This window comes from Clostridiaceae bacterium (assembly GCA_012840395.1).
Lineage (GTDB): Bacteria > Bacillota > Clostridia > Acetivibrionales > DULL01 > DULL01.
Genome location: DULL01000095.1, coordinates 1 through 2,929 on the forward strand (window position 1 = coordinate 1; position 2,929 = coordinate 2,929).

4 protein-coding genes are annotated in these 2,929 nt (G+C 36.9%); 1 reads left to right on the forward strand and 3 read right to left on the reverse strand.

Annotation, left to right across the window (positions count from 1 at the left end; translation table 11 throughout):
- Window positions 1–4: 4 nt before the first annotated feature.
- On the reverse strand, window positions 5–400 hold the full coding sequence (locus GXX20_10590) for a hypothetical protein (protein ID HHW32100.1): 396 nt from the start codon (window positions 398–400) through the stop codon (window positions 5–7).
- Window positions 400–606: a helix-turn-helix transcriptional regulator gene (locus tag GXX20_10595; protein HHW32101.1), complete on the reverse strand. Its 207-nt coding sequence runs from the start codon at window positions 604–606 to the stop codon at window positions 400–402. Before GXX20_10595 ends, GXX20_10590 begins: the two co-directional genes overlap by 1 nt.
- 185 nt (window positions 607–791) lie before the next feature.
- Here GXX20_10595 and GXX20_10600 point away from each other — a divergent pair, with 185 nt between their 5' ends.
- Complete coding sequence (locus GXX20_10600) at window positions 792–1,733, forward strand: CPBP family intramembrane metalloprotease (protein ID HHW32102.1); 942 nt, start codon at window positions 792–794, stop codon at window positions 1,731–1,733.
- 755 nt (window positions 1,734–2,488) lie between these two features.
- Here the strand turns inward: GXX20_10600 and GXX20_10605 are convergent.
- The coding region (locus GXX20_10605) for a toprim domain-containing protein (GenBank protein HHW32103.1) at window positions 2,489–2,929 on the reverse strand (441 nt) is incomplete at its 5' end.

Genomic DNA, 2,929 nt, shown 5'->3' on the forward strand with positions numbered 1-2,929 from the left:
AAAACTATAGTTTTTTACTGAAATAGGCCGAGAAAGCTATAATGCTCAACGAATATAATAGTAGCAAACCCGCTATTACGTATGCCCCTATAAGTTGATCAGCCAGCACCAAAACGAACGCACTGACGCTCATGGCCGTTATTAAGGTCATGCCCGAAAACCAAGCCGCCTTTTCACGTATCACCGTATTGCGTTCATCTCGCCATTCAATTTTGCTGCCTTCCTCGTCTGCTTCTTTCCTTGCAAGCAGGGGTGCGGCCTTCGCCGCGGAAATCCCCAGTACAATTATTCCTACTGTGGCCAGAATACCGGATTGCATAGGTTTTTCTGAAAACAACCCCAATAGCAGTAGAATCATGCCTGTTGAAGATAGTAAAACATAGATTCCGATACGTTTCATCACAGTTCCGGTTCCTCCTCATAGATAAAAATATCCTCAATGGATAAGTTAAAATATCGGGCTATTTTAAATGCTAGTATTATCGATGGATTGTAGCGCCCGTTTTCCAGGGATCCGATAGTCTGACGAGAAACCCGGAGTGCTGCCGCCAATTGTTCCTGCCGTATGCCCCTGGATTTTCTTATTTCCTCCAACTTGTTTTTCAAATCTATTGACTCCTATCAATGTGTAAGGTTAACTTTCCATCCCAATATATATAATATTTGAAACTTTGTCAAGTGTGCTTTCCATAAAAATATAAATTAGAATATAATTTTGTAAAGCATACTTTACATTCTCTAAATAAATTTGGTATAATTTTAGATATATAATCACCAGGAAGGGTGAACTAATGATTCCATTAATTAAGTTGAAAAATAAAATTTTTTATAATGAACTATTTTCTAACTTACTCTTTGTAGCCATAATTGCTTCATATATACTGCTCAAAGCCATCAGCAATTTAGCCTACGGTGCATCCTATTTCATAGCATTTCGCAGCGGTATCATGGGTGCCGTGATGTATGTTGCGGGAATGTATACAGTCAACCTAGCCTCAAATAACAGCGACGAAAATAAGCAAACCTTTCTAATTGATATGAGGATAGCAAAAAAAGGATTGGTTACTTCTGCAGTTTATTTTTTATTCCTTTTTACAACAATAATAGACAATCTTCAAAGAAAAGACATTCTTTCCGGGCTCCCAATACTTTCTTACCTGCCGGGGTACGACCATCTGATATCCATTATAGGAAGACTCTCACAATCCATTTCAGATATCACAAGTTTCATACTACCGGAACAAATTAGGAACATAATCCTTGGTAATCTGTTTTATGTACTTATACCATTTATTTTATTTAAGCTGCTGGGTTATCAGTTTAAAGACCTTTTTTCACTAAGATACGCAAGAGCAAGCTGGCCTATTCTCAGTATATATTTAGTTATGTTTTTCTCTAGTGGTATTACCATTAAAAAAATCTGGGGTTTTGTTTATAGCCTTCTTTACCCCGCATTATGCGAGGAATTCTTTCATAGAGGAATTATATTCCGTTCCGCGAACAACATTTTCAGAAAAGTTCCTATTGCATTATTAGTAGGTACCATCGCCTTCAGTCTAGTGCATTTCCCGGATTATTTCTTCAGGATTTATAATGGTAACTTATTACTCTCCTTTTCTAATATTGCAGATTTATTTCTGTTTGGTATTTTTATGGCATATGGATATCAAAAAACTGGAACACTTTTACCCTGGATATTGATACACGCTTTGTCTGATGCGTTATATCTTTAATATAAATAAAATGGGGTAAGCTTGAATAATTCGCACGATCCTATTTTTCTAACTCTGCCGTTTAATCCACTCAATACCTTTCAGTTGCAATAGGGTAAAGACATACATCACGATTTCAAAAATAGCAGTGGTATCAACTTCAAAGTTATGGAAATTCAAGCCAGCCCATAAGGTGTTGAGCCTGAATAAGCAATCTGGAGGGAATCCAGGATAGAATATCAAATAATCCACCTGTAAAATGCAGACCAAAGGCTATATGCTATCCCCAAAAAGGACCAACACTCTATAATAGAGCTATGGTTCTTGATTTCAAACACATAATCCAATACTTAATTTGAATTTTTAATCAGAAGATCAATTATATGCTCCTCAATTTCATCCGTTGTAGTATGACCTATATCTTTATATATTCTAAATTCAGAATCACAACCTACTATTTTATAAAGCTCTTCCGGGATTGGCCATCGTTCGACAACAGTATTGCCAAATTTATTAGGGTTTATATCTTTTCCACCTTCGTAAAAGCAAGTCTCAGATGCATCATTTGTGTCTTGCCCACCTATATAAAGAATTGTGGTATCTTCCTAAATTCTTGAATACTGATTCTTTCGCCATTCAATAAGTGAATATGCCCTTTCTTCATGGATTTTTATTTTATCATCTACAGTGTCTGTGTTATTAGGAATGACCAATAAATGCCTATTTTTTATGTAATTAGGCTCTTTTTCATACTGTGGCATCAATTGGCAATTGCGTTATCTTCCATGTTTTCGTGGGCATTGTGACCTTAATTTAATTCTCAAATAATCATTAATATCTTTTCCATGCTTTGGTAGCTCATCGGAAACAGTGTAGGCTGGAGGAAGAATGTTTTGAATAGTTCTTGCTGCTAGCCGACCGGCCGTATCGTTATCCAAATGCAAGGCTATTTCATTGATTTTCGGAAAGTCTTCTAAGTATTGCGTGAGCGCAGCAGGTAAGGTACTATCCTCAATAACCTTCTTTGGCATATAGATACCCGCAAGCGAAAGGTAATTATCCTGCCGCCAGTCCCTGCCGGAGAGTAATTCCAAAGTACAATATGATAATAAATCAATAGCGCTTTCAAACAGGTGCAGTTTGCTACATTCATTCCTGGCCGGGATAGAAAAGGAGAAGTGCTTATCGCTTCCATTCACTTCTCCCATAAACCTTCT